14 protein-coding genes are annotated in these 21,200 nt (G+C 62.7%); 2 read left to right on the forward strand and 12 right to left on the reverse strand.

The features are described from left to right. Positions 1–104: 104 nt before the first annotated feature. From ACI7M0_RS24995 to pilM, 9 genes are all read right to left on the reverse strand, one after another. Positions 105–1,523 carry an FAD-dependent oxidoreductase gene (locus ACI7M0_RS24995; protein WP_003249156.1) on the reverse strand — a complete coding sequence of 473 codons (1,419 nt, stop codon included), beginning with the start codon at positions 1,521–1,523 and terminating at the stop codon, positions 105–107. Positions 1,524–1,646: 123 nt separating this feature from the next. Continuing rightward, positions 1,647–6,092, reverse strand: coding sequence for a glutamate synthase large subunit (gene gltB, locus ACI7M0_RS25000; RefSeq protein ID WP_129932740.1), 4,446 nt, complete (start codon positions 6,090–6,092; stop codon positions 1,647–1,649). Positions 6,093–6,465: 373 nt separating this feature from the next. Beyond that, positions 6,466–8,055: an SPOR domain-containing protein gene (locus tag ACI7M0_RS25005; protein WP_129932741.1), complete on the reverse strand. Its 1,590-nt coding sequence runs from the start codon at positions 8,053–8,055 to the stop codon at positions 6,466–6,468. A gap of 15 nt (positions 8,056–8,070) precedes the next feature. After that, entirely contained in the window at positions 8,071–9,168 is a 1,098-nt protein-coding gene (aroB, locus tag ACI7M0_RS25010) for a 3-dehydroquinate synthase (protein ID WP_010955624.1), read from the reverse strand. Between the two features lie 96 nt (positions 9,169–9,264). Next, complete coding sequence (gene aroK, locus ACI7M0_RS25015) at positions 9,265–9,783, reverse strand: shikimate kinase AroK (protein WP_010955625.1); 519 nt, start codon at positions 9,781–9,783, stop codon at positions 9,265–9,267. Between the two features lie 4 nt (positions 9,784–9,787). Then, entirely contained in the window at positions 9,788–11,050 is a 1,263-nt protein-coding gene (locus ACI7M0_RS25020) for a type IV pilus secretin PilQ (RefSeq protein WP_129932742.1), read from the reverse strand. Next, positions 10,974–11,975 carry a pilus assembly protein PilP gene (locus ACI7M0_RS25025; protein WP_129932747.1) on the reverse strand — a complete coding sequence of 334 codons (1,002 nt, stop codon included), beginning with the start codon at positions 11,973–11,975 and terminating at the stop codon, positions 10,974–10,976. Before ACI7M0_RS25025 ends, ACI7M0_RS25020 begins: the two co-directional genes overlap by 77 nt. Positions 11,976–11,986: 11 nt before the next feature. After that, entirely contained in the window at positions 11,987–12,523 is a 537-nt protein-coding gene (locus ACI7M0_RS25030; RefSeq protein WP_020191285.1) for a PilN domain-containing protein, read from the reverse strand. After that, on the reverse strand, positions 12,520–13,401 hold the full coding sequence (gene pilM / locus ACI7M0_RS25035) for a type IV pilus biogenesis protein PilM (RefSeq protein ID WP_129932743.1): 882 nt from the start codon (positions 13,399–13,401) through the stop codon (positions 12,520–12,522). The genes ACI7M0_RS25030 and pilM overlap by 4 nt, the downstream gene beginning before the upstream one ends. Positions 13,402–13,607: 206 nt before the next feature. Here pilM and ACI7M0_RS25040 point away from each other — a divergent pair, with 206 nt between their 5' ends. Next, a complete protein-coding gene (locus tag ACI7M0_RS25040; RefSeq protein WP_371920359.1) occupies positions 13,608–16,058 on the forward strand; it encodes a penicillin-binding protein 1A in 2,451 nt (816 codons plus the stop codon). A 177-nt stretch (positions 16,059–16,235) separates the two neighbouring features. Here the strand turns inward: ACI7M0_RS25040 and ACI7M0_RS25045 are convergent, their stop codons facing one another. The 3 genes from ACI7M0_RS25045 to rpmE all read right to left on the reverse strand — a co-directional run bounded on the left by ACI7M0_RS25045 (position 16,236) and on the right by rpmE (position 18,721). Beyond that, positions 16,236–17,504, reverse strand: coding sequence for a malic enzyme-like NAD(P)-binding protein (locus ACI7M0_RS25045; RefSeq protein ID WP_004575488.1), 1,269 nt, complete (start codon positions 17,502–17,504; stop codon positions 16,236–16,238). Positions 17,505–17,681: 177 nt separating this feature from the next. Continuing rightward, complete coding sequence (locus ACI7M0_RS25050) at positions 17,682–18,503, reverse strand: thermonuclease family protein (RefSeq protein ID WP_129932745.1); 822 nt, start codon at positions 18,501–18,503, stop codon at positions 17,682–17,684. Positions 18,504–18,505: 2 nt separating this feature from the next. Further along, complete coding sequence (gene rpmE, locus ACI7M0_RS25055) at positions 18,506–18,721, reverse strand: 50S ribosomal protein L31 (protein ID WP_003249127.1); 216 nt, start codon at positions 18,719–18,721, stop codon at positions 18,506–18,508. A 167-nt stretch (positions 18,722–18,888) separates the two neighbouring features. Here rpmE and ACI7M0_RS25060 point away from each other — a divergent pair, with 167 nt between their 5' ends. After that, entirely contained in the window at positions 18,889–21,108 is a 2,220-nt protein-coding gene (locus tag ACI7M0_RS25060) for a primosomal protein N' (protein ID WP_129971884.1), read from the forward strand. The last annotated feature ends 92 nt before the right edge of the window (positions 21,109–21,200 follow it).

The raw sequence follows: 21,200 nt of genomic DNA on the forward strand, positions 1-21,200 counted from the left end.
CAGATCAAGCGTTTTTGTATACAAAAGCTTCGCGGGCATGCCTGCCCCCACGGGTTCTGCGCTTAACCCTGCGGGAGCGGGCATGCCCGCGAACAGGTCGAACCTCAGACTTCGAGGTAGTCCAGGATACCCTCGGCAGCCGTACGCCCTTCGAAGATCGCAGTCACCACCAGGTCCGAACCGCGCACCATGTCGCCACCGGCAAACACTTTCGGGTTGCTGGTCTGGTGCTTGAACTTGCCCTTCTCCGGGGCAACCACACGGCCCTGGCTGTCCAGCTGAATGCCATGCTGTTCAAACCAAGGTGCCGGGCTCGGGCGGAAGCCGAAGGCGATTACCACGGCGTCTGCCGGCAGGATCTCTTCGGAGCCCGGGATTGGCTCAGGGCTGCGGCGGCCACGGGCATCAGGCTCGCCCAGGCGGGTCTCGACCACTTTGACGCCTTCGACCTTGTCCTCACCCACAATGGCAATGGGCTGACGGTTGTAGAGGAACTTCACGCCCTCTTCCTTGGCGTTCTTCACCTCTTTGCGCGAACCCGGCATGTTGGCTTCGTCACGACGATAAGCACAGGTCACTGCCTTGGCACCCTGACGGATCGAGGTACGGTTGCAGTCCATCGCGGTGTCACCACCGCCCAGCACCACCACTTTCTTGCCCTGCATGTCGACGAAGTCTTCCGGCGACTTCTCGAAGCCCAGGTTGCGGTTGACGTTGGCGATCAGGAAGTCCAGTGCGTCATGCACGCCCGGCAGGTCTTCACCCGGGAAGCCGCCCTTCATGTAAGTGTAGGTACCCATGCCCATGAACACCGCGTCGTACTCGGCGAGCAGCTGTTCCATGGTCACGTCCTTGCCCACCTCGGTGTTCAGGCGGAACTCGATGCCCATGCCGGTGAACACTTCACGGCGGTTGCTGAGCACGGTCTTTTCCAGCTTGAACTCGGGGATACCGAAGGTCAGCAGGCCACCGATCTCAGGGTTTTTGTCGAACACCACCGGGGTTACCCCGGCGCGCACCAGCACGTCGGCGCAGCCCAGGCCCGCCGGGCCGGCGCCGATGATGGCAACGCGCTTGCCGGTTGGCTTGACCTTGGACATGTCCGGGCGCCAGCCCATGGCGAAGGCGGTGTCGGTGATGTACTTCTCCACCGAGCCGATGGTCACCGCGCCGAAACCGTCGTTCAGGGTGCAGGCACCCTCGCACAGGCGGTCTTGCGGGCAAACACGGCCGCATACTTCCGGCAGGGTGTTGGTCTGGTGCGACAGTTCCGCCGCGGCCAGGATGTTGCCTTCGGAGACCAGCTTCAACCAGTTGGGGATGAAGTTGTGTACCGGGCACTTCCACTCGCAATACGGGTTACCGCAGCCCAGGCAGCGGTGCGCCTGCTCCACGGACTGCTGCGGCTTGAACGGTTCGTAGATTTCCACGAACTCCTTCTTGCGCTGGCGCAGCAGCTTTTTTTTCGGGTCCTTTCGGCCCACTTCGATGAACTGGAAGTCGTTGTTCAGACGTTCAGCCATTTTTCAAAACCTCTTTACAGCAGCTGCAAGCTACACGCTGCAAGCCGCAAGACGATCACTTAAGCCGGGCAAACCTCTCACTGCCATTACGTGCAGCTTGAGGCTTGCCACTTGCAGCTGTTTTTACTGCGGGTTGGCACGGGTGCTGGACAACAGCTGCTTCAGGTTGGCTGCCTTCGGCTTGACCAGCCAGAAGCGCCGCACGTAGTCGTCCAGGTTCTCCGAGAGCTCACGCCCCCACTCGCTGCCGGTCTCATCCACATACTCGGCAAGGACACGCGCCAGGTGGCTACGGTAGGCCTCCATCGCTTCGCCACTGATACGCTGGATTTCCACCAGCTCGTGGTTGAGCTTGTCGACGAAGCTATTGTCCATGTCGAGCACGTAGGCAAAGCCGCCAGTCATGCCAGAACCGAAGTTGTAACCGGTCTTGCCCAGAACGCAGACAAAGCCGCCGGTCATGTATTCACAGCAGTGATCGCCAGTGCCCTCGACAACAGCATGGGCGCCGGAGTTACGTACAGCGAAGCGCTCGCCCGCAGTACCTGCGGCAAACAACTTGCCGCCAGTGGCACCGTACAGGCAGGTGTTGCCGACGATGGCGCTGTGCTGGGTTTCGAACGGGCTGCCGGCTGGCGGCACGATGGTGACCTTGCCACCGGTCATGCCTTTGCCGACGTAATCGTTGGCGTCGCCTTCCAGGTGCAGGTTCAGGCCACCAGCGTTCCACACGCCAAAGCTCTGGCCCGCAGTGCCCTTGAAGCGGAAAGTGATCGGCGCCGCGGCCATGCCCTGGTTGCCGTGCAGACGGGCGATTTCGCCCGACACACGCGCACCAATGGAGCGGTCGCAGTTGCAGATGTCGAGGCTGAACTCGCCACCCGCCTGGTCGCGGATGGCCGGCATGGCCATATCAACCATCTTCTCGGCCAACTCGCCCAGGTCGAACGGCGGGTTCTTGTCGACTTCGCAGAACTGCGGTTTGTCCGCCGGAATGTGCGAGCTGCCCAGCAGCGGCGACAGGTCCAGGTACTGCTGGCGTTCGGTGTCACCTGGCAGCACTTCGAGCAGGTCGGTACGGCCGATCAGCTCGCCAAGGCTGCGCACGCCCAGCTTGGCCAACCACTCGCGGGTTTCTTCGGCGACAAAGGTGAAGAAGTTGATCACCATGTCGACGGTGCCGATGTAGTGGTCCTTGCGCAGCTTGTCGTTCTGGGTGGCCACGCCGGTGGCGCAGTTGTTCAGGTGGCAGATGCGCAGGTACTTGCAGCCCAGGGCAATCATTGGCGCGGTACCAAAGCCGAAGCTTTCGGCGCCGAGGATGGCCGCCTTGATAACGTCCAGGCCGGTTTTCAGGCCGCCGTCGGTCTGCACCCGTACCTTGCCACGCAGGTCATTGCCGCGCAGGGTCTGGTGGGTTTCCGCAAGGCCAAGCTCCCAAGGGGCGCCGGCGTATTTGATCGAGGTCAGCGGCGAAGCACCGGTACCACCGTCGTAACCGGAGATGGTGATCAGGTCGGCATAGGCCTTGGCCACACCTGCGGCGATGGTGCCCACGCCCGCTTCGGCTACCAGCTTGACCGATACCAGCGCCTGCGGGTTGACCTGCTTGAGGTCGTAGATCAGCTGGGCCAGATCTTCGATCGAGTAGATGTCATGGTGTGGCGGTGGCGAGATCAGGGTCACGCCCGGTACCGCATAACGCAGCTTGGCGATCAGGCCGTTGACCTTTCCGCCCGGCAACTGGCCGCCCTCACCCGGCTTGGCGCCCTGGGCAACCTTGATCTGCAGCACTTCGGCGTTGACCAGATACTCCGGGGTCACACCAAAACGGCCGGTGGCCACCTGCTTGATCTTCGAGCTCTTGATGGTGCCATAGCGCGACGGGTCTTCGCCGCCTTCACCCGAGTTGGAGCGTGCGCCCAGGCGGTTCATGGCCTCGGCCAGCGCTTCGTGGGCTTCCGGCGACAGTGCACCCAGCGAGATACCCGCCGAGTCGAAACGCTTGAGAATCGCCTCCAGCGGCTCGATCTGCTCCAGCGCCAGCGGCTGGTCGACCACTTTCACCTTGAGCAAGTCACGAATCATCGACACCGGGCGCTGGTCCACCAGCGTGGTGTATTCCTTGAACTTGGCGTAGTCGCCCTGCTGCACAGCCGCTTGCAGGGTGTTGACCACGTCCGGGTTGTAGGCGTGGTATTCGCCACCGTGGACGAACTTCAGCAGGCCACCTTGCTGGATCGGCTTGCGCGCGCTCCAGGCTTCGGCCGCCAGCAGCTTCTGGTCGTTTTCCAGGTCTTCGAAGCGCGCACCCTTGATGCGGCTGGACACGCCCTTGAAGCTCAGGCCTACCACTTCCTCGGCCAGGCCAATGGCTTCGAACAGCTGTGCACCGCGGTATGAGGCGATGGTGGAGATACCCATCTTGGACAGGATCTTCAGCAGGCCCTTGGAGATACCTTTGCGGTAGTACTTGAACACTTCGTCCAGGTCGCCCAGCACTTCGCCGGTACGGATCAGGTCAGCCAGAACTTCATACGCCAGGTACGGGTAAACGGCCGAGGCACCGAAGCCCAGCAGCACGGCGAAGTGATGCGGATCACGGGCGGTAGCGGTTTCCACCAGGATGTTGCTGTCGCAACGCAGGCCCTGTTCGGTCAGGCGGTGGTGCACTGCACCAACGGCCAGCGAAGCGTGCACCGGCAGCTTGCCCGGGGCGATATAACGGTCGCTCAGCACCAGCTGGGTCTTGCCGCCACGCACAGCTTCTTCGGCCTGGTCGGCAATGTTGCGGATGGCCGCTTCCAGGCCGACGCCCTGCTCATAGTTGAGGTCGATCAGCTGGCGGTCGAAGCCTTCGCGCTCCAGGTTCATCAGCGAACGCCACTTGGCGGGCGAGATGACCGGCGAGCTGAGGATTACCCGCGAAGCGTGCTCCGGGGACTCCTGGAAGATGTTGCGCTCGGCACCCAGGCAGATTTCCAGCGACATCACGATCGCTTCGCGCAGCGGGTCGATCGGCGGGTTGGTTACCTGAGCGAACTGCTGGCGGAAGAAGTCGTACGGCGAGCGCACGCGCTGCGACAGCACGGCCATCGGCGTGTCGTCACCCATCGAGCCAACGGCTTCCTGGCCCTGCTCACCCAACGGGCGCAGTACCTGGTCACGCTCTTCGAAGGTGACCTGGAACATCTTCATGTATTGCTTGAGCTGGTCAGCGTCGTAGCTGGCCACACCTTGGTCGTCGGTCAGCGTCGCCTGGATGCGGGTGGCGTGCTGACGCAGCCAGCGCTTGTACGGGTGCCGCGACTTCAGGCGGTTGTCGATGGCGTCGGTGTCGAGGATCTGGCCGGTTTCGGTGTCCACGGCAAGGATCTGGCCCGGGCCGACACGGCCCTTGGCCAGCACTTCCTCAGGCTGATAGCCCCATACGCCGATTTCCGAGGCGATGGTGATGTAACCATTGGTGGTGGTCACCCAGCGCGCCGGGCGCAGACCGTTACGGTCGAGCAGGCACACCGCGTGGCGGCCTTCGGTCATGACGATACCGGCCGGGCCATCCCACGGCTCCATGTGCATGGAGTTGTATTCGTAGAAGGCGCGCAGGTCGGCGTCCATGGTCTCGACGTTCTGCCACGCTGGCGGTACCAGCATGCGCACGCCGCGGAACAGGTCGATGCCACCGGTGACCATCAGTTCCAGCATGTTGTCCATGCTGGAAGAGTCGGAACCGACGCGGTTGACCAGCGGGCCGAGCTCTTCGAGGTCCGGGATCTGGTCATTGGCGAACTTGGTGCGACGAGCCACGGCCCAGTTGCGGTTGCCGGTGATGGTGTTGATCTCGCCGTTGTGGGCGAGGAAGCGGAACGGCTGCGCCAGCGGCCATTTCGGCAGGGTGTTGGTGGAGAAGCGCTGGTGGAACACGCAGATCGCGGTTTGCAGGCGCTCGTCACCCAAGTCTGGATAAAACGCCGCGAGATCGCGCGGCATCATCAGGCCTTTGTAGATGATGGTCTTGTGCGAGAAGCTGCAGATGTAGTGGTCGGCGTCGTGGGCGTTGGCCACCGACGAACGACGACGGGCACTGAACAGCTTGATGGCGAATTCCTGGTCGCTCAGGCCTTCACCGCCAATGAACACCTGCTCGATCTGCGGCAGGCGCTCCAGGGCCAGGCGGCCGAGGACGCTGGTGTCGATCGGCACCTTGCGCCAGCCGACCAGTTTCAGGCCAGCGGCGAGGATCTCGCGGTCCATGTTGGCGCGGGCAGCTTCGGCTTTGACCGGGTCCTGGTTGAAGAACACCATGCCGACGGCGTACTGCTTGGGCAGCTCGACAGCGAAGTGCTCCTGGGCCATGGCACGCAGGAATTGATCGGGCTTCTGCATGAGCAGACCGCAACCGTCACCGGTCTTGCCGTCGGCATTGATGCCGCCGCGGTGGGTCATGCATGTCAGCGCCTGCATGGCAGTTTGCAGAAGGTGGTGGCTCGGCTCACCCGTCATATGGGCGATCAGGCCAAAACCACAGTTGTCCTTGAATTCTTCGGGATGGTACAGACCTGTTTTCATAGACACATTCTCACCAGGTTCACCTCTCAACGGAGGTAAATCTCTTTTTTAACAACCACTTACCATCCACGCCGATCAAACGCCAGCTTTTTTGCGGTGGTCATGGAAAACCATTGTTGCACAGCGACAGCGACGCCCACAAATTTTCATGTCTCGCCATTGAAAATTTATGTCGCAATTTTGAATGTTTTTGCGCCATGCGCCGTGATAGCGGCTTGGCTCGAGTCTGAAGCGTTTCAGCCATGACTGCAACTAAGGGCTTGTGGCCGGCAGTCCGGGACAGAAAAGCCTGCCGCGCTCGGGCGCAGCAGGCTAGTCGAAAGCTAGAATTCGCTTAGCTACTGGGCGGCGGGGTGATGCCGCCCGGAAGGTATCAGCGGGCCGTGGCCAGCTCTTGTTGGACGCTGCCGACGGTACGTGGCCAAGGTTTACCAGCCTGGACCTTCGCTGGCAAGTTCTTGATTGCCGCAACCGCTGCGTCGCGGTTGGCGAAACTGCCGTAAGTCACGACGTACAGAGGCTTGCCCTGCAGGTTTTTCTTGAAGTAGCGATAGTCGCCACCCTGGGCCTTGACGTAAGCCTGGGCCGACGCTTCGGAGCTGGTACCAAGGATCTGCACCACATAATTGCCCGGCTTCTGTCCGGCATACCAGCCACTGTTGCCAGCGCCAGCGGCGGCTGGTTTTTCGGCAGCTTTGGCAGCCGGCTTGGCCACGGCGACCTGGGTCGGCGCCGGTGCTGGCTTGGCCGGCGCAACCGGCTTGGCGGGCTGGGTTGCAACAGGCTTGGGCGCAGGCGCAACCGACTGCACGGGCTGGGCAGGCGCAGGCGCCGGGCCAGCCGGCACACCTTGTGGCGGAGCGATGGTGGTCACGGTGGGTGGCGGGTTGCCAGGCTGCAGCGCGGTGTCGACAGCCGGGCCTCCCTCTTCACCCTCGCCCATGCCTGCGGCTTGGGCCAGCGGCTCGCGCATCACCGGCTGCGACTGGCCAACCAGTGGCAGCGGCATTGGCTGGGACGAGCCAGAGAACTCGATGGCAGCACCCTGCTTGCCGTCGCCCAGTGGCAACTGGGCCTGGGCAGCCGGCGCTTCGGCAGGGGCCTTGTCGCCTTTCTTGGGCATCAATACCGCGGCCGCAACGGCAACCACGACCACAGCGGACAGCGCGAGCACATGTTTTTTAGGCATCTTGAACCCCATGGTTGGTCGCTTGGCCGTCGAGCGGCTGGCGATCATGGCTTCGATCAAAGTGTCACGGGCGACCTGATTGATGTTGCCAGGCCAGCCGTCGGAGTTTTCATGGATATCGGCGATCTGTTCACGGCTGAACACCTCGATGCCCCGGCCAGCCCCTTCCAGGCGCTGTTCCAGGTACTCGCGGGTTTCTTCTTCACTGTAGGGCGCAAGCTCGATGATGTGAAAACGTTCTTCCTCGACATTGAGCTCATCCAGCCCGGCAATCAGCGATGGCTCACCGAACAGAAACACGTGCGGACGCCCTTCAGGAACCCCCGCCGCCAACTCCAGCAACGCTTGGAGTGCCGACTCGTCGAGTTGTTCCGCATCGTCCACCAGCAAATACACTTCCTGCCCGATCAGTGCCAGCTGCACCACCTTCGACAGGATCGCCTGCACCTCGGGCTGGGCGACACCCAGCTCCTGCGCGACCTGCGCGAGCATACTGGAGGCATCGCTGGCGCTGCGGGCCGACACCACCACACTTTGCACAGCCTGCTTGTTGGTGCTGGCCACCAGGGCCTGGCGCAGCAGCGACTTGCCGCTGCCCAATGGGCCACTGACCACCAGCATCAGCTGGCTATAGCGCGCCAGGTGGTGCAGTTGGCCAAGCACGGGCTTGCGCTGGGCCGGGAAGAACTTGAAGCCAGGTACGCGGGGCGCGAATGGATCATGGCTCAACTGGTAATGGTCGAGAAAGGCCTCATCGGCATGCAAACTTGTCATTGCGCTGTCACAACCTCAAAGCTGGGCCACGATCGCGCGGTAGTCCGCCGACAGCGTGGCCTGGAGAATCTCTTTCGAATAGTCGTCGGTCACCACGGCCTCGCCCATCTGGCGCAGCAGCACCAGACGCAAACGACCGTCGAGCACCTTCTTGTCGACCGCCATGTGCTCCATGAAATGCGCCGGGGTCATTTCCTGTGGTGGCACCACCGGCAAACCTGCGTCCTGCAACAGGCGGATTCCACGATCGCGCTCAGCCTGGTCGATCCAGCCAAGGCGCATGGACATTTCCAGGGCCATCACTGTGCCCGCCGCGACGGCTTCGCCGTGCAGCCACACGCCATAGCCCATATGGGTTTCGATAGCATGCCCGAAGGTATGCCCCAGGTTCAGCGTGGCCCGTAGGCCGGACTCGCGCTCGTCGGCACCCACCACTGCGGCCTTGGCCGCGCAGGAGCGGCGGATGGCCTCGGTCAGGGCTGCCGAATCGAGGGCACGCAGTGCCTGCATATTGTCTTCGAGCCAGGCGAGGAACGGCTTGTCGCAAATCAGGCCGTACTTGATCACTTCGGCCAGACCTGCAGACAGCTCGCGCGCTGGCAGGGTCTTGAGGCTGGTGGTATCGATCAGCACCGCCTTGGGCTGATAGAACGCACCGACCATGTTCTTGCCCAGCGGATGATTGATGCCGGTCTTGCCACCTACGGAAGAGTCGACCTGGGACAACAGGGTAGTCGGCACCTGGATGAAATCGACACCGCGCTGGTAGCAGGCGGCTGCGAAACCAGCCATGTCACCAATCACGCCACCACCCAGAGCGACCACAGTAGTACGACGATCATGCCGAGCTGTCAGCAGGCCATCGAAGATCAGCTGCAATGTTTCCCAGTTCTTGTGGGCTTCACCATCGGGCAACACAACGGGCAGTACCGAGTAGGCACCAAGGGCCTTGCTCAGGCGTTCGAGATACAGCGGCGCGACGGTCTCGTTGGAAACGATGGCAACCTGCCGACCCGCAATGTGCGGCGCCAGCAGCTCAGGCTGGTCCAGCAGGCCTTCGCCAATGTAGATCGGGTAGCTACGCTCGCCCAGGTCGACCTTTAGTGTCTGCATGTATCCCCACAATGTACTTGGGCGCGGCGCCATCCGGCGACCTGCGCGGTAACGTTGAGCCTCGCCTCGGCGCTGGAGGCCGAGAATAGTCCCGGGTTAACGGGGCGGCAACTGCTGCAAGCGCTCGAGAATATCGATCACCACCATGCGTGGTGGCCGCTCGTCGGTTTCAACCACCAGGTCGGCGATCTCGCGGTAGAGCGGGTCGCGGGTTTCCAGCAAGGTGCGCAAGGTCGCCTCGGGATTGGCCGTGCGCAGCAGCGGGCGATTGCGGTCGCGCGCGGTGCGGCCGACTTGCTGCTCGACCGAAGCATGCAGGTAGATCACCCGGCCACCCTGATGCAGCGCCTGCCGGTTGGCTTCGCGCATCACCGCGCCACCGCCGGTGGCCAGCACCACACCGTCGAGCGCGCACAACTCGGCAATCATCGCTTGCTCGCGATCACGGAAACCCGGCTCGCCTTCCTTGTCGAATATCCACGGGATGTTCGCGCCGCATCGCAGTTCGATTTCCTTGTCGGAATCCTTGAACAGCAGGCGCAGCTCTTTGGCCAACAGGCGTCCGATGGTGCTTTTACCAGCGCCCATGGGCCCCACAAGTATCAAATTTCGCACAGAATCAACGACTCACAGCAATCGCCTGGTCACTCATGATACGCGGAGTCAGGAAGACCAGCAGCTCGGATTTTTTCTCTTGTAATGCATCGCGTCGAAACAGCCGCCCAACATACGGCAGATCGCCGAAAAATGGCACCTTGTCGACCACATTGTTTTGCGAAGTCGAGTAGACGCCACCGATCACGATCGTTTCGCCGTCAGCCACACGAACCTTGGCATTGACCTCGTTCTTGCGGATCGGCGGTACGTTGTTCAAGGCATTGACGTAATCCGGCTCGTCCTTGGTCACCCTGACGGTCATGATCACCTTGTTGTCCGGGGTGATCTGTGGCGTTACTTCCAGCGACAGCGAGGCTTCGCGAAACGATACCGAGGTAGCGCCGCTTTGGCTCGTTTCCTGGTAAGGCACCTCGGTACCCTTGAGGATCCTCGCCGTTTCCTTGTCAGCCGTGACCACCTTGGGCTGCGAAATGATTTCGCCGTTGCCGCTTTTTTCCATGGCACTGAGCTCCAGGTCCAGCAGCACGTCACCGCGCAACAAACCCAGGCCGATACTGCTGCCGGCACGCTCCAGACCGAGGTCGACGAACAGCTCCTTGCCGGGCCGCAGTTTCTCGCCGTACAGCGGCCCCCCCCAGCGTACCCCCAGGCTTTTCTCATAATCGACGTTGGCCTCGACGATACGCGCCTCGATCGCTACCTGGCGCACCGGCACATCCAACTGCGCCACCAGCTGGCGCATCTCGGCCAGGCGGTCAGCGGGCAGATGCACCACCAACGTGTTGGTGCGCTCATCGACACTCAAGCTAGCCGGAGGGATGCCGTCACCCTCCAGGCCTGCCAGCAGCAACTGCGCCAGATCGGCGGCCTTGGCGTGGTGAATGGGCAGCAGCTCCCGACGTAATGGCTGCAGGTGCGCATCCAGCGCCTGACTCACCCGGGCGCCTGCTGATTGCGCGGCAAACTCGGCTGCAGGTGCCACCAACAGCACATTGCCCTCCTGGCGCCGGGACAGGCCCTTGCTGCGCAGCACCAGGTCAAGCGCCTGATCCCACGGCACGTCCTGCAAACGCAAAGTGACACTGCCTTGTACTGCGTCACTGGCGACCAGGTTGACGCCAGCGTAGTCAGCCAGCACCTGCAGCACCGCACGCACCTCAACATCCTGGAAGTTCAGCGACAGGGGTTCACCCTGGTAAGGCGTCGCCGAAGCCAGCGGGATCGACAGCAGGGTCGCCAACAGGTATTTCATCCACATTTTCATTCGGGTCCGAGGCCTCCTTGCCCAGGCGCTTGGTGAGGGTGATGAACGCCGTGCGCTCGTGCCATACCCCCGCCATGAACAGCCGCTCACGCACTTCGACCTGACGTTGGTCTATATGCATCACTACCCCCTGATCACGCCCTACCCGGTCGCCCGGGCGTACGCGATAGAGCTTGCCAGCCGCCATCAGCAGTGCCTCGCGTGCCGCCCCGCGCGCCAGGCTGCCGACCATTTCCAGCTGCGCCAACGGCACGCCGACCAGCCCGGCGCTGGCCACTCGCGCCGCAGCGGGCGCAAACGGGTCCACTTCAGGCGCAGCCATTGCGGCCCTTGCCGGCAGGTACGCCAGCATTGCAGGTGCCTTCACGGGCGAAGCCGCGTGATAGGCATCAACCCGCAACTGCAGGCGCAACAGTCCAGGCTGGCGATCAACGGTTGCCAGGCTCATGTCACCGCTGCGCAGAATCCGTGCCTGCCCTAACCAGTCGTCCAGCCACAGCCGCAAGGCCGGATAACGCCCCACCACTTGCACCACCAGCGGTACCTTGCTGAATCCGGCCTGTTGCTCACCTGCCTCTACATCGAGGCGTTCGACAAGCAAGCCATGTGCATGCCCCGACACTGCCAGCCGTTCAAGCAGGTCGCTCATGCTCTCCCCGGCGGCCAGATACCAGTGCGCCTCTTGCAACCGCTGTTCGGCAATCACCACTAAAGCCTTCAGCCGCTCCAGTTCGGCCAACTGCGCTGCATTGGCTGCCTGCAGCTGGTTCAAATCGACATGCCTGGCATCCTCCCGCGCCTGCTGCTGTAACAGGGCAGGCAGGCGCATCGCGCAGCCCAGGCTGAACAACACAACAGCGATCAGCACTGGCGCCAGCCGTCGGAAGCGGCCTGAGCCCTCGACCACCGCCAGCCAAGCGAGCATCTGCGCTGGACTCACGACCAGAACGCCGCAACGCGAGCGGTGAGCAGAAACTCATCGCCGTCCGGCAGGCTCTTGATGCGCTTGAGCTCCAGATCGAGCAAAACGTTCGAGCGGTTCAAGTCGCGCATGAACTGCGCCACCACAGCACCGGACGCAGCCAACCCTGTCACCTGCAGGCGACCACTATCAAGGCTCAGGCCGACTAGCTGCACACCTTCAGGCAACGCCCCTTCAAGGTCGGCGAAGACACCGGCCAATACACCCTGATGGGCGCGCAGGCCCTCCAGGGCCACCACACGGGCAAGTAGCGCTTCATGCTGTGCACGCACTTCGGCCAGCGGCTGCAACTGCTCATCCTGTATATCAAGGGTCGCTTGGCGCTGGGTATTGGCCAGCACCTGCTGCTGCCCGCGTTGGCGGGCCAGCTGATCGACCAGCATCACGGCGCACAAAGCCAGGAGTGCGCCAGCAATCAACTGGCCTCGAAAGCGCCGCAGCGCCGCCTGACGCTGCCGTTCGCGCCAGGGCAGAAGGTTCAGCCGCATCATGGGCGCAGCCCTCCCAAGGCCAAGGCGCAGGCCAGGAGCATCGCCCCATCAACATCTTCCAGCCCTGCCAGCCCAGGCAGGTAGGTGCACGGCACATTCAGCCGGCTGCCCAAGGCTTGTAGCCAACCCGGATTGATCGATGAGCTGCTGGCAACCCACAACCCCGCAGGCAGGCTCTGCCCGACCAGTAAAGCCTGGAGGCGCTCTGGCCATTGCCCGTTCATGTCCGGGCCAGTCGTTTGCAGCTCACAGCGCTGGTACGCCCTGCCCGGCTGCCAGTCATGAAGGGTTACGCTGCGGTTTTCGACACGCAGCAGTGCTGCTCCCTCAAGGCCACCCTGTGGCAACATGCGGCACAAGGCAATGTTGTCGACCTCGACGGCTTCCAACTGCAAGCCTGCCTCCTCGACGACGGCTTCGAGTGACGCCAGCGCACTTTGCCGACAGGCTGCAACCATTACCTCGGAGCAACCTGGCTGGTCATGGGAAGCCCCCATGACCTGAAAATCCAAGGCCAGGTCTTCCAGCGGAAACGGAAACAGCCGCTCTGCATCGGCAAGCAGCTGTGCCTCCAACTGCGCCCCGCTCTGCTCCACCGGCAGATGGCACAACTTGCAGATAACCTGACTGGCCGGCAATGCCAGCGCTACCCGGCGTTGCCTGAGGCCGCTGCGCCGGTAAGCTCGCTGCAGCGCAGCCACCACCACCCCAGGCGCCTGAGCCCAGTCATCGGCCAGCGGCGCCTGAAACAGCTCTTGTGCCGACCCCATCACACGGCAGCGTCGATTGCGCTGCTGCAGTTGCATGATCCGAACGGCGTCGGGCGTAATTTCCACCCCCACGAGTGAACCGGCATCCTTGCCGAAGCGTCCAAACATCGCGACTCCTTTGCTGTCTGTTACAGCTGCCAAGCGCAGCCACCTGTCGCAACCCCGCGGCAACACTGGGCCAGGGCTACCCATCGAGTCGACGAGTAGCCTGGCCGGTCACCCGGAAAGGCGAAAAATGCTTATAATGCCCAGCGTTTTTTGGTCCACCGGACCTGCGTGCAATCCACTCCCAACCTGGACACCGAAAAGCCTTGATACGTCTGCTGAAGTTCTTCTGGTGGTCTTCCGTCGCAGTCATCTGCGCGCTCGTACTCGGTGTGAGCGGTGCGTTTCTGTATCTTAGTCCCAGCCTGCCCTCGGTCGAGTCCCTCAGAAGCATCCAGTTGCAGATCCCCCTCAGGGTGTACAGCAGCGATGGCAAGCTGATTGCCGAATTCGGCGAAATGCGCCGCTCGCCGATCCGCTTCGCGGAAATTCCCCCACAATTCATTCAGGCGCTGCTGTCAGCCGAGGACGACAATTTCCTCAACCACTACGGTGTCGACCCCAGCAGCCTGATGCGCGCAGCAACCCAGCTGGTGAAAACCGGTCATATCCAGACCGGCGGCAGCACCATCACCATGCAGGTGGCGAAGAACTTCTTCCTCACCAGTGAGCGCAGCTTCTCACGCAAGACCAACGAAATCCTGCTGGCCCTGCAGATCGAGCGTGAGCTGACCAAGGACGAAATCCTCGAGCTGTACGTGAACAAGATCTACCTGGGCAACCGCGCCTACGGTATCGATGCAGCTGCGCAGGTGTACTACGGCAAGTCCATTCGTGACGTGAGCCTGGCGCAGATGGCGATGATCGCCGGCCTGCCCAAGGCACCGTCGCGCTTCAACCCGCTGGCCAACCCGGTGCGCGCCAAAGAGCGCCGCGACTGGATCCTCGGGCGCATGTACAAGCTGGGCAAGATCGACCAGGCCAGCTACGAGGCCGCCCTGGCCGAGCCGCTCAACGCCAGCTATCACGTGCCGACGCCTGAGGTGAATGCCCCGTACATCGCCGAAATGGCCCGCGCGGAAATGGTCGGCCGCTACGGCAGCGACGCCTACACCGAAGGCTTCCGCGTCACGACCACCGTGCCTAGCGACATGCAGGAAATGGCCAACAAGGCCGTCCTCAAGGGCCTCTCCGATTACGATGAGCGCCACGGCTACCGTGGCCCTGAAGCACGCTTCCCGGGCCGCACCCAGGCAGCGTGGCTGCAGGAGCTGGGCAAGCAACGCACCCTTGGCGGCCTGGAACCAGCCATTGTCACCCAGGTGGAACACACCGGCCTCAAGGTGCTGACCCGTGACGGCCAAGAGGCGCAGGTTGCCTGGGACACCATGAAATGGGCGCGCCCGTTCATCAACAACAACGCCCAGGGCCGTTCACCGCAATCGCCGGCCGACGTGGCCCAGGTCGGTGACCTGGTGCGCCTGCAACGCCTTGACGATGGCACATTGAAGTTCAGCCAGGTGCCCGTTGCGCAGAGCGCCCTGGTCACCCTTGACCCGAACAGCGGCGCCATCCGCGCCCTGGTCGGCGGTTTCTCGTTCGAGCAGAGCAACTACAACCGCGCCGTGCAGGCCAAGCGCCAACCGGGCTCAAGTTTCAAACCATTCATCTACAGCGCCGCGCTGGACAGCGGCTACACCGCTTCCAGCCTGGTCAACGATGCGCCGATCGTGTTCGTTGACGAGTCGGTGGATAAAGTGTGGCGACCGAAGAACGATACCAACACCTTCCTCGGCCCTATCCGCATGCGTGAGGCGCTGTACAAGTCACGTAACCTGGTGTCGATCCGCCTGCTGCAAGCCATGGGCGTGGACCGCACCATCGACTACATCGCCAAGTTCGGCTTCAACAAACAGGACCTGCCGCGCAACCTGTCGCTGGCCCTGGGCACCGCCACCCTGACCCCGATGGAAATCGCCACCGGCTGGAGCACCTTTGCCAACGGTGGGTACAAGATCACCCCGTACCTGATCGAGCGCATCGAGAGCCGCAGCGGCGAGACACTGTTCACCGCCAACCCGGCCCGCGTACCGCAAGGTGCCGAAGACCAGGCGGGCCTGGCCGCACCCGAGCAGCCAATCAGCACTGCGGCCATGCCAGGCGAGGCACCTTCTGCCTTCAGCCAGGTGGCCGCGGCATCGCAAGCGCCGGCAGTGGCCGAACAGATCATCGATGGGCGTACCACCTACATCCTCACCAGCATGCTGCAGGACGTGATCAAGCGCGGCACCGGCCGCCGGGCGCTGGCCTTGGGCCGCACCGACCTGGCGGGCAAGACGGGTACGACCAACGAATCCAAGGACGCCTGGTTCTCCGGTTACAACGCCGATTACGTGACTACCGTTTGGGTCGGCTTCGACCAACCGGAAACCCTCGGCCGCCGCGAATATGGCGGGACTGCGGCCCTGCCGATCTGGATGAACTTCATGGGCGCGGCGCTCAAGGACAAGCCTGCGCATGCCCCGGCAGAACCGGAAGGCATTCTCAGCTTGCGCGTCGACCCGGTCAGCGGTCGAGCCGCATCGCCGAGCACACCGAATGCCTACTTCGAGCTGTTCAAAGCCGAAGACTCGCCGCCGTCGGTGGACGAACTGGGCAATGGCGTGGCACCGGGCAGCCCGCTTCCAGCCGATGAAGCGACGCCGATGGATCTGTTCTAAGGCAGGGCGCCTGACTCAGGTTTTGCGTGGGCGCGTGAATCGAGCGCCGCGCGGGCGGCGCTCGATCTGATAGGCGCCATAAGTGCCCTGACGAACACCCTGCAGCCCTGACACATTCCCAAGCCCCAATAAAAAGCCCCGGCTCATGTGAGCCGGGGCTTTTTAGTGTCGCGGCAATCAGCCGTTGAACACTTCATCCACGCTGGTCAGCGGGTAATGCTTCGGATAAGGCAGGGTAGCCACGCCGGATTCAATGGCAGCCTTGGCCACAGCATCGGAAACGACGGTGATCAAGCGTGCATCCAGCGGCTTCGGAATGATGTACTCACGACCGAACTCCAGGCCTTCAACGCCATAGGCTTCGCAAACTTCCTTCGGCACTGGCAGCTTGGCCAGGTCTTTCAGGGCGATAGCGGCAGCGATCTTCATTTCTTCGTTGATACGCTTGGCGCGAACGTCCAGAGCACCACGGAAGATGAACGGGAAGCCCAGTACGTTGTTGACCTGGTTCGGGTAGTCGGAGCGACCGGTAGCCATGATAACGTCGTTGCGAGTGGCATGCGCCAGCTCTGGCGAGATTTCCGGGTCCGGGTTCGAGCAGGCGAACACGATCGGGTTGGCAGCCATCGACTTCAGGCCTTCCGGGCTCAGCAGGTTCGGGCCAGACAGACCTACGAACACGTCGGCACCGTCAAGGGCGTCGGCCAGGGTGCGCTTGTCGGTCGCGTGGGCGAACTGCGCCTTGTACTGGTTCAGGTCGTCACGGCCAGCGTGGATCACGCCACTACGGTCGATCATGAAGATGTTCTCGACCTTCGCACCCATGCTTACCAGCAGCTTCATGCAGGAAATGGCAGCAGCGCCGGCGCCCAGGCAGACGATCTTGGCTTCTTCCAGTTTCTTGCCGGCGATTTCCAGGGCGTTGATCATGCCAGCGGCAGTCACGATGGCAGTACCGTGCTGGTCATCGTGGAACACCGGGATGTCGCACTGTTCGATCAGGGTACGTTCGATTTCAAAGCACTCAGGTGCCTTGATGTCTTCAAGGTTGATGCCACCGAAGGTGATCGAAATGCGGCGAACGGTGTCGATGAACGCTTGCGGGCTTTCCGATTCGACTTCGATGTCGAACACATCGATACCGGCGAAACGCTTGAACAGAACACCCTTGCCTTCCATGACCGGCTTGGAAGCCAGTGGGCCGAGGTCACCCAGACCGAGGATGGCAGTGCCATCGGAAATCACCGCAACCAGGTTGCCTTTGCCGGTGTATTTGTAAGCCAGCTCTGGATCACGGCCAATTTCGCGCACCGGCTCTGCAACACCTGGGCTGTAGGCCAGGGCGAGGTCACGGGCGGTGGCAGTGGGCTTGGAGAGTTCAACGCTCAGTTTCCCCGGACGAGGTTGAGCGTGATATTCGAGAGCGGCGGTTTTCAGGTCTGACATGGTGGGCATTCCGCTATTTACTGTTCTGACGGACCGCCGAGGATACGCAAAGAGCCGGGGAGCCACAAGACTGGCCGGTCACTTGTGTCAAGGCCTTTAGCCTACGACTTTACGCTACAACCCACGGGGCATACGACCAACAGTGTGTACAATCCAGTAGCGAAATGTCTACATCTTTTAACCTGAAATGCGCTCCAACATGCTCGGATCGGTCAATGGCAACACCCAGCGTCGCTGCCCGGGCTTGAGGCCACCCCTGCGGGAACGATCCAGCACCCAGCCGCGCGCTTCGACCTGGCGTCCCTTGAGGTTATCGAAGAAGCTGGCGGGGAAGTTGCGCTGCAGACGAGCGGGAACCTGCAGCACCAGGGTACTGCCCAGGGTAAGCCAGACCCCACCACGATTTCGCTCGATGCCTTCGATACGACCACGCACAACAGCGAAACCTGACTGCCCGACATTGCCTGCAGCCACTACGGGCGAATGCCGCCACAGGCCAACGCCAGCCTGGCGCGCACCTTGTTCGGCAAGCTGCTGGCAACCGCTGAGACGTACATTAGGGGCAATGGCCACGCGGTAGCCCAAGCCCTCGCTAAGCAATTGTGCTTCCAGATTGTCGCCATTGCGGCTGTAGATGTGCGCCAGTGTGCGACCGTACTTGTCTTTACCTTCAACACCAGGCACCAGCCCGACGCGATCGTCATTGGCCTTGACCAAGGCCTGCAATCGCCGCCTGGCAGCTTCGGCATAGGGCTCACTGGTACGCCCCTTGCGGCCTATTTCCGGGGCATTGATACCGATCAGCCGCACACTGCGGCCATCGACCAGACGCAAGGTGTCGCCATCAACCACCTGTCGTACCGCTACCCATTGGGGCTTGTCCGGCAGTGGGCAGAACGCCAGGACCGGGAAATGCCAGATAACGCCCACAAAAAAGGCGCCCACAAGGGACGCCTTCTTCAGCAACAATGCGAAACCCGAAGGATTCGCCATGCGCATGATTACTTCTTGGCACCGAACATGCCGAAGCGATCGGCGAACTTCTGTACGCGACCACCGGTGTCCAGAACTTTCTGCTTACCGGTGTAGAACGGGTGGCACAGGTTGCAAACGTCGATCGACAGGACGTTGCCCAGGGTCGAACGAGTTTCGAACTTGTTACCGCAGCTGCAGGTGACTGCAACTACTTCGTAGTTCGGGTGGATACCTTCTTTCATGGTCACTTCCTCGAGCTGCGTGCCGCCACCCAACACCAATTGTTGAATACCGCACGTAATTAGGCGGCGAATAATACCAGAGCACACCGTCAGCGCAAGATGTCGCTTGCACCGACCGTCGTCTGCTAGGCTCGCCAGTCCTTGTAACGCCCTCCGAGACTTTCCGCGTGTCCGACGTCATCCTGCGCCTTGCCCTGCCCTCTCCGCTGCGGCGCCTGTTCGACTACAAGGCGCCGGCGAGCATGGCGCGCCTGACCTTGACCCCTGGCATGCGCATCCGCGTGCCCTTTGGCCGCCGCGAAATGATCGGCGTGCTGATAGAGGTGTGCACGCAGAGCGAAGTGCCCGCCGACAAACTGAAGCCTGCCAGCGCCCTGCTCGACCCGGTGTCCCCCATCCCCGCGTCGCTGTTCAAGCTGTGCCTGTGGACCGCCCAGTACTACCAGCACAGCCTGGGCGATACCCTGAGCTGGGCGCTGCCCACGCTACTGCGCCAGGGCGAAGCCGCCGAGATGCGCCAGGAACGCTTCTGGCACATAGCCCCTGGCGCCCGCCTGGAAGACCCGCGCATCGCCCGCGCGCCGCGCCAGCGCGACGCCCTCAAGACCCTGGCCCAGCACCCGCACGGCGTGGCCCACAGCCTGCTGGCCAAACTCAACCTGAACAAGGACAGCCTCGACCTGCTGCTGGCCAAGGATCTGGTGCATATCGAGACGCGCCGCCACTTGCCGGCACTACGCCATGAGCACTGGCTGGCACAGCCGGAACTGCCGCTCAACGAAGAGCAACGCGAAGCCTTCGACGCCGTGTGCGAGGGCTTTGGCGGTTTCGGCGCGTTCTTGCTGGCCGGCGTCACCGGCAGTGGCAAGACCGAGGTCTACCTGCAACTGATCCGCGAAACCCTGGAAGCCGGCAAGCAGGCGCTGGTGCTGATCCCGGAGATCAACCTCGGCCCGCAAACCCTGGCCCGCTTCGAGCAACGCTTCAACGCGCGCATTGCCCTGCTGCACTCTGCGGTGAACGACCGCGAACGCCTGGATGCCTGGCTGGCGGCACGGGACGGCGAGGCCGATATCATCATCGGCACCCGCTCGGCATTGTTCACGCCGATGAAAAACCCCGGCCTGATCATCATCGACGAAGAGCACGACGGCTCCTATAAACAGCAGGAAGGCCTGCGGTACCACGCCCGCGACCTGGCGCTGGTCCGCGCTCACCAGGAGAACATCCCGATCCTGCTCGGCTCCGCCACACCCTCGCTGGAAACCCTGCATAACGCCCTGACCGGCCGCTACCGCCTGCTGCGCATGAACCAACGCGCCGGGGGGGCACGCCCCCCGCGCATGCTGCGCCTTGATGTGAAGAGCCTGCCACTGGACAGCGGCATCAGTGGCCCGCTGCAGCAGGCTATCCGACAGACCCTGGAGGCTGGCCAACAAGTGCTGGTGTTCCTCAACCGCCGCGGCTTTGCCCCAACCTTGCTGTGCCACGATTGCGGCTGGCTGTCCGAATGCCCACGCTGCGATGCGCGCATGACCGTGCACCAGCGCTCCGGCGTGCTGCGCTGCCACCACTGTGGCTATGACGAACGCCTGCCGCAACAGTGCCCGCAATGCAACCACGTCGACCTGCGCCCGGTCGGTGCCGGTACCGAGCGCGCCGAAGAGCGCCTGAAGGTGCTGTTCCCGGATTACCCGATCCTGCGCGTGGACCGCGACAGCACGGCGCGCAAGGACGCCATGCACAACCTGTTCAGCACCATCCAGCGCGGCCAGCCGAGCATCCTCGTCGGCACCCAGATGCTCGCCAAGGGCCACCACTTCCCGCGGGTGACCCTGGTGGCCATCCTTGATGCCGATGGTGGGCTGTTTTCCGGTGACTTCCGCGCCAGCGAGCGCATGGCACAACTTATCGTACAGGTGGCCGGGCGGGCCGGGCGGGCCGAAGAGCCCGGCAAGGTCATCATCCAGACCCACCTGGCCGACCACCCACTGCTGGTCCAGCTAACCGAGCAAGGCTACTTCGCCTTCGCCGAACAGGCCCTGGACGAACGCCGAGCCGCCGGGCTGCCACCCTACTCGCATCTGGCCTTGCTGCGTGCCGAAGCACACAAGCCGGGGCAGGCCGAAGGTTTCCTCGACGAAGCCTGTGCCGCCGCCGAGCGCCTGGTGGCCGAACAGCGCCTGCCTGGCATCGAACTGCTGGGCCCGGTACCGGCGCCCATGGAGCGCCGCGCCGGACGATTCCGCGCACAATTGTTGATACAGGCCAATACCCGGGCGCCGTTGCATCGACTGATCAGCGCCTGGTTGCTAGTGTTGGAACAGTTGCCGAGCGGGCGCCAGGTGCGCTGGTCGCTGGATGTCGACCCGGTAGACCTGTATTGAGCTGCAAGCTGCGAGTTGCCAGCCGCAAGCAAGCGACGGGCGGGTGCGATGCCGCTTTTTCTTGCCGCTTGTGCCCCCCAGCTTGCCGCCCA

This window comes from Pseudomonas sp. 10(2024) (assembly GCF_045164175.1).
GTDB lineage: Bacteria > Pseudomonadota > Gammaproteobacteria > Pseudomonadales > Pseudomonadaceae > Aquipseudomonas > Aquipseudomonas alloputida.